The organism is Microcystis sp. LE19-195.1E (genome assembly GCF_027532095.1).
GTDB lineage: Bacteria > Cyanobacteriota > Cyanobacteriia > Cyanobacteriales > Microcystaceae > Microcystis > Microcystis aeruginosa.
On sequence record NZ_JAPZSZ010000166.1, the window covers coordinates 1 to 6,310 of the forward strand.

Annotated in this window: 8 protein-coding genes; 3 read left to right on the forward strand and 5 right to left on the reverse strand. The window is 46.9% G+C overall.

The annotated features are described in order from the left end of the window. Nucleotides 1-217: 217 nt before the first annotated feature. From O9300_RS09755 to O9300_RS09775, 5 genes are all read right to left on the reverse strand, one after another. Nucleotides 218-478: a helix-turn-helix domain-containing protein gene (locus O9300_RS09755; RefSeq protein ID WP_287971458.1), complete on the reverse strand. Its 261-nt coding sequence runs from the start codon at nucleotides 476-478 to the stop codon at nucleotides 218-220. A gap of 113 nt (nucleotides 479-591) precedes the next feature. After that, nucleotides 592-2,598, reverse strand: coding sequence for a transketolase (gene tkt, locus O9300_RS09760; protein WP_287971459.1), 2,007 nt, complete (start codon nucleotides 2,596-2,598; stop codon nucleotides 592-594). 82 nt (nucleotides 2,599-2,680) lie between these two features. Then, complete coding sequence (fabF, locus tag O9300_RS09765) at nucleotides 2,681-3,931, reverse strand: beta-ketoacyl-ACP synthase II (RefSeq protein ID WP_287971461.1); 1,251 nt, start codon at nucleotides 3,929-3,931, stop codon at nucleotides 2,681-2,683. 69 nt (nucleotides 3,932-4,000) lie between these two features. Beyond that, the gene (locus O9300_RS09770; protein ID WP_287971462.1) at nucleotides 4,001-4,249 is read right to left on the reverse strand and encodes an acyl carrier protein; all 249 of its coding nucleotides are present in this window, start codon (nucleotides 4,247-4,249) and stop codon (nucleotides 4,001-4,003) included. 116 nt (nucleotides 4,250-4,365) lie between these two features. Beyond that, a complete protein-coding gene (locus tag O9300_RS09775; RefSeq protein ID WP_287971464.1) occupies nucleotides 4,366-4,536 on the reverse strand; it encodes a hypothetical protein in 171 nt (56 codons plus the stop codon). 55 nt (nucleotides 4,537-4,591) lie between these two features. Between O9300_RS09775 and O9300_RS09780 the strand changes: the two genes are divergently transcribed. From O9300_RS09780 to O9300_RS09790, 3 genes are read left to right on the forward strand one after another with little or no spacing between them, the layout of a single operon-like run. Continuing rightward, nucleotides 4,592-4,777: a DUF3285 domain-containing protein gene (locus O9300_RS09780; protein ID WP_151697228.1), complete on the forward strand. Its 186-nt coding sequence runs from the start codon at nucleotides 4,592-4,594 to the stop codon at nucleotides 4,775-4,777. An 11-nt stretch (nucleotides 4,778-4,788) separates the two neighbouring features. Further along, complete coding sequence (gene ybeY / locus O9300_RS09785) at nucleotides 4,789-5,301, forward strand: rRNA maturation RNase YbeY (protein WP_287971466.1); 513 nt, start codon at nucleotides 4,789-4,791, stop codon at nucleotides 5,299-5,301. A 28-nt stretch (nucleotides 5,302-5,329) separates the two neighbouring features. Beyond that, on the forward strand, nucleotides 5,330-5,818 hold the full coding sequence (locus O9300_RS09790) for a diacylglycerol kinase family protein (protein ID WP_190722179.1): 489 nt from the start codon (nucleotides 5,330-5,332) through the stop codon (nucleotides 5,816-5,818). Nucleotides 5,819-6,310: the final 492 nt, after the last annotated feature.

A 6,310-nucleotide genomic window follows, 5' to 3' on the forward strand; every position in this document is an offset into this window, starting at 1 on the left:
ACAGACATGGCTTTTTTTCTCCCCTCGCTCTACGGCACTCACTGCTTTCTGTCTTAAATCATCACTATAGGGTGCTGCCATGAAAGCTTCTCCTCATTTCTTTTTCTCTATTATGTCCTAACTATCCCGCTCTTTGCTATAACTCTTACAAAAACTTTCTATTTTTTCAAACCATTCCCATTCAAGCTCGTTATCATGCAAAAACTGCTCAAGCAATTTAATTAAATCTTCTGACATCATCAGTATTTACATCGGAATTTATAGACATAGTGTTAAAAAGCTCCGAAAGACTTATGTTTAATGCTCTACATAAAGAAATCAAGCATAGTAAAGAAGGATTCCTTTTACCACGTTCAAGAAGACTGATGTAAGTTCTATCCAAATTGGCCGCTTCGGCCAACCTTTCTTGGGATAAACCCTTTTGAATGGGAGCATTATGTAAACATCCGCCAAATTGAGCTAAATTGTCCTTTGCCATGCTTCGATTAAACTGCCTGACGTGACCCCTAGTCCACTGACTGACAGTCACAATAGAAAAACAAAAAAATGAGCCAGATTTTTCTGACTCATTACAGCTAAGATTTCAGGTAATTAACCTAACAACGCTTTTGCCTTCGCTACCACGTTATCCAGGGTAAAACCGAACTTCTCTAGAATCACACCCCCTGGAGCAGAAGCGCCGAAGGTATCAACCCCCAACACATCCCCCTCATCGGTGATGTAACGATGCCAACCCATGGTTGAACCCGCTTCCACCGCGAGACGTTTTTTCACTGCTTTCGGCAGTACCGATTCTTTGTATTCTGCCGATTGTTCCTCGAATAGCTCCCAACAGGGCATAGAAACGACGCGAGCTTTAATTCCTGCTTCTTTTAACACCGCAGCCGCTTTATCGCAGAGATACAACTCGCCCCCCGTACCGATGAGAATGACATCGGGAGTACCTTCGCAATCGGTGATAATATAAGCACCTTTAGCCACACCCGCAAGGGAAGTTCCTGCTAAATTGGGCAGATTTTGACGGGATAATGCTAGTAACGTCGGGCGCTTAGTTTCGCTCACCGCTACTTTATAAGCACCGGAAGTTTCCGTACCATCCCCCGGACGCATGACTAACAGGTTAGGAATAGCGCGCAGAGAAGCAACGTGTTCCACGGGTTGGTGAGTCGGTCCATCTTCCCCTAGGGCAATGGAATCGTGAGTCATTACCCAGATGACGCGAGTTTCTGACAATGCCGATAAACGGATAGAATTCCGCATATAGTCGGTGAAAATCAGGAAAGTTGCCCCGTAGGGAATCAATCCCGTGTTATGGAGAGCAATACCGTTACAAATCGCCCCCATCGCGTGTTCTCGTACGCCAAAATGGACGTTACGCTCCTGATAACTGCCTTTTTGGAAATTACCAAAATGCTCTAATTCGGTGTAGTTAGAGTGGGTTAAATCCGCCGAACCACCGATTAAACCGGGTAAAACCCCCGCAAGCGCATTTAAGCAGATTTCCGAGTGTTTACGACTAGCGAGCGCCTTATCTTCGGGTTTATAAACCGGTAAAGCTTGCTCCCAACCTTCCGGCAGTTGACCGGTGGTTAACTGTTCAAATAAAGCGGCTTCTGCGGGATATTTGGCCTGATATTCGTTAAATAACTTATTCCAGTCCGTTTCTGCCGTTGCTCCCTTGTCCACTGCTTGCCGGAAACGATTTAACACCTCATCGGGAACCACAAACGGCTCGTATTGCCAACCTAACGCTTTCCGGGTTAACTCGATTTCCGTTGCTCCTAAAGCTGCCCCGTGAACATCGGCGGTATTAGACTTATTGGGGGAACCATAACCGATAGTGGTAGTGATTTTAATCATCGAGGGTTTATCGGTGACAGCTTTGGCAGCCGCAATCGCATTAGCAATGGCATCTAAATCGGTGTTACCATTCTCGACGTGCTGAACGTGCCAACCGTAGGCTTCAAAACGCTTGCTCACGTCTTCGGTAAAAGCGATATCGGTGGAACCATCGATCGAGATATGGTTATCATCGTAGAGAGCGATTAACTTGCCTAAACCCCAGTGACCGGCTAAAGAACAAGCTTCCCCGGAAATACCCTCCATATTGCAACCATCACCCAAAATCACATAGGTGTAATGGTCGATAATTTTGGCATCCGGTTTGTTGAAACGGGCCGCTAAATGGGCTTCTGCTAGGGCCAAACCGACACCATTAGCAATCCCTTGACCCAGAGGACCAGTGGTCACTTCCACCCCTTCCGTGACGAAATTTTCGGGGTGGCCGGGGGTTTTCGATTTCCACTGGCGAAATTGTTTAATTTCCTCTAGGGGGACGCTATCGTATCCGGTCAGGTACATCAAAGCATACTGCAGCATACAACCGTGACCGGCGGAGAGAACAAAACGATCGCGATTGACCCATTGGGGGTTTTTCGGGTTAAAACGCAGGAATTGATCCCAGAGGACAAAAGCCATGGGTGCGGCCCCCATCGGCAGTCCGGGGTGTCCCGATTTAGCTTTTTCCACGGCATCCACCGCTAAAAAACGCACCGCATTAATACAAAGTTCTTCGAGGGATTGGGAGGCGACAACCATAATGTTTTTTAGAATGAACTACAAAAATAAGACCAGGTTAAAGAGGGAGCCACTCAAAGATTACTCTTTCGGGGGCATCGACTCAAGCATATTTTCTAAAAGCTAAGGTGACGTTATGGCCACCAAATCCAAAGGAGTTGGAGAGGGCAGCGTTAACTATCTGCTGACGACTTTCGTAGGGGACGTAATCAAGATCACAATCGGGGTCAGGATTGTCAAGGTTGAGAGTCGGGGGAATCCGATCATTAGCGATCGCCATTACCGTGGCCACGGCTTCAATGCCGCCAGAACCGCCTAAAAGGTGGCCTGTCATCGATTTGGTGGAACTGATGGGGATTTGGTAGGCCGATTCTCCTAAAGCTTTTTTAATCGCCTTGGTTTCCGTGGGATCATTGGCCCCTGTACTGGTGCCGTGGGCGTTGATATAGCTAATTTCCGTCGGAGTTAAACCGGCATCTTTGATCGCTAATTCGATCGCTCTGGTGGCTCCACGACCATCGGGAACCGGTGCCGTCATGTGATAGGCATCGCAAGTCAGACCATAACCGATCATTTCGGCGTAAATCCGCGCCCCACGGGCTAAGGCCGTTTCTAATTCCTCTATAATCAAGATTCCTGCCCCTTCCCCCATGACAAAACCATCCCGGTCCTTGTCAAAGGGACGACTGGCCCGGGTGGGGTCATCGTTGCGGGTGGACAGGGCCTTAGCGGAGGCAAAACCAGCCAATCCTAGGGGGGTAACGGCGGCTTCCGTCCCACCGCAGATCATCCCTTTGGCTAAACCCCTTTGTACTAGACGGAAAGCATCTCCGATGGCATTGGAACCGGCGGCGCAAGCGGTCACGGTGCAGTTACTCGGTCCTTTGGCCCCCGTGTGGATGGCGGTTAAACCAGCGGCCATATTGGCAATCATCATCGGGATCATGAAGGGACTACACCGGCTCGGACCTTTTGTCAAGTAAATTTCCTGTTGATCCTCAAGCACTTTTATGCCGCCCACGCCCGTACCGATTAGTACGCCTATATCATCGGCATTGAGGGCGTCGATAACTAATCGAGAATCTTGCAGCGCTTGCAAACTAGCGGCGACGGCAAATTGAGCGAAACGGTCCATGCGCTTTGCCTCTTTGCGATCCACATAGTTGTGGGGGTCAAAACCCCGCACTTCCCCAGCAATGCGACAAGCGTGACGGCAGGCATCAAAGTGGGTGATTAAACCAATGCCACTTTTGCCGTTGATTAAGCCTGTCCAATAGTCTGCTAGATTATTGCCGAGGGGAGTGATCGCACCCATCCCCGTGATGACAACCCTTTTTAATGGCAATTCTGTCATGTTTGTTCAAAAATAAGGGCAGATTTTGCCCCAGATATTTAATCCTAATTGTCAATTTTCCCGCAATAATTAGGCGGTTGCTCCTACTTTCTCGTTAATATACTCGACAGCTTTGCCCACAGTGTCAATTTGTTCGGCCGCTTCGTCGGGAATTTCAATATCAAATTCTTCCTCTAAAGCCATCACTAACTCGACCACATCAAGGGAATCAGCTTGCAGATCATTAGCAAAGCTTGCTTCGGGGGTAACTTTTTCCGGCTCTGCGTCTAATTGTTCCAGAACAACTCTTTTAACTCGATCGAAAATACTTTCACTCATGGATGTCAATTTTTATCCGCTGGTTTACCGGACTCTAGCCTCTAGGGTCTGGGGAAATGGGGCGGTGTTACCATTTCCGACAATAAATTTCGGTTAGCTTTTTCACTGACCATTTTTCATCTTACTGGAAGTTGTTCCCCTCTTGATGAAGTTTTTTCTCGATCATCGGGGAAGTGGGGTGTGGGGTGTGGGGTGTGGGGTGTGGGGTGTGGGGTGTGGGGGAGTTGAGCGGTTTTGACTATCCCAGACGGGTAACAATTTTTCCCATAATTGAATTTTTTTTGCACTTCTTTAATAATCTGTTACACTTATAGCGATCAATCCTTGTCTGGGGAATTACTGATGACTGAACCTGTTAGTGCCACTGACCCCGCAGTAGAAACCGCCACCGAAGCGCAACCCAGTTACGTCAAGCTGGCGATGCGGAATATGGTCAAGAAAAAAGGCATCTCTTTAAAACACTTTTTTTTGACTACGGCAGCCCTATTAGGCTTTTTTGTCGGTATTTCCTATCTGACGCGTCCCTAGGGTGAAATCTGGTGAGTGAGACTTTGCCCCTAGGGGTGGATTTATGCCTACAGGATAATTATTTTAATCCCGGAAATAGTCCTGTGGATGGGGAAACTTGGCACTATTGGTTGGAGACATGGTTAGGCTATCTATCGGATTATCTCCCCGTTGCCGCCGGTTATGAACTAAGTTTGCGCTTAACAGACGATCGAGAAATTCAGACCTATAATTGCCAATATCGCCACAAAGATCAACCGACGGATGTTCTCGCTTTTGCCACTCTCGAAGTGGATTTCCCAGTCGATGAGCGCATTTTAGAGACAGAACCTTTATATTTGGGGGATATTATCATCTCTGTGGAGACAGCACAACAACAGGCTTTAACACAAAATCATCCTTTGGCGCGAGAATTGGCCTGGTTAACTGCCCACGCTTGTTTACATCTTTTGGGTTGGGACCATCCCGATGAAACAAGTCTGTTAGAAATGCTATCTTTACAGGAAACTTTGTTAAAAACCGTCGAAATGCCGATACATAGTTAGTTATTTTTGTCAAGCATTATTGAGGAATATGAAGACAAATTATCATCAAGCCAACCAATCTGCCAGCATACCTAATCCCTATCTCAACAATAATTTTATCCCTCGATCGGGACAGGTGAGTGAGGGCAACAATTCGACTCAAAGAGAATACGCTTGGCAAGTCGCCTCGAATCTATTAGTCAGTTTTCGCTACGCTTGGGCGGGAGTCTGTTATGCTTTTGTCAGTCAAAGAAATTTTCGCATTCACACCCTGATTACCCTAGTAGCGGTTAGTTGGGGCTTATTTTTGCGGGTTAATGCCCTGGAAATGGCGATTGTCTCCCTTACCTGCGCTCTGGTGATGGTCTTAGAATTAATTAACACTGCTCTAGAATCAGTGGTGGACCTGACGGTGGGGCAATCCTACCATGATTTAGCCAAAATAGCGAAAGATTGTGCCGCTGGTGCCGTTTTAATCGCCTCGATCGCCGCTTTACTCGTAGCGGCTTTTATTTTTATTCCCCATTTATTAGTTTAAGCTGGAAGCTTTTTTCAGTGATCAGCTGTACTGAATTTAAACTGCGTAGGAAAAAATTAAGTACAAGCGATCTCACTTATCCTCCCTGCTGCCAACTCCGGCACTCCGGTGCAGTCCTAACCAGTAATTTAGATAGGGTTTGCGGCAAAAAGTACGGGCGAAGCATTCGGATAGAAAATCTCCGGTTTCACCGATAGGTTATTGCCCGAATGCTTCGCCCCTACAGGACGCGGGCCGATGAAGATGCAAGGTTTTGAACCACGATTCTCTCAAAATCTTGCACCTGTTTCGCAAGAAAATCCCCAAAACCCTTACCTTGCATACATTTCACATTTATTAAGCCAACTCTAGATAGGGTTTGCTGAATAAATATAAAAACCTTGTTGGATAATACTTTTAGACTTTTTTGACCTCAAAAAGTGCCGACCATTGGAGTGATTGAGGGGAAAATTCAGGTACTTTTTCCCTGAAAATTAGGTAGTTGACCACCTG

Excerpts from the sequence above, each read along its gene's own strand:
- O9300_RS09790 (WP_190722179.1), top strand. The coding sequence starts at position 5,330 with ATGAAGACAAATTATCATCAAGCCAACCAATCTGCCAGCATACCTAAT.
- O9300_RS09770 (WP_287971462.1), bottom strand. The coding sequence starts at position 4,249 with ATGAGTGAAAGTATTTTCGATCGAGTTAAAAGAGTTGTTCTGGAACAA.
- O9300_RS09780 (WP_151697228.1), top strand. The coding sequence starts at position 4,592 with ATGACTGAACCTGTTAGTGCCACTGACCCCGCAGTAGAAACCGCCACC.
- O9300_RS09755 (WP_287971458.1), bottom strand. The coding sequence starts at position 478 with ATGGCAAAGGACAATTTAGCTCAATTTGGCGGATGTTTACATAATGCT.
- tkt (WP_287971459.1), bottom strand. The coding sequence starts at position 2,598 with ATGGTTGTCGCCTCCCAATCCCTCGAAGAACTTTGTATTAATGCGGTG.
- fabF (WP_287971461.1), bottom strand. The coding sequence starts at position 3,931 with ATGACAGAATTGCCATTAAAAAGGGTTGTCATCACGGGGATGGGTGCG.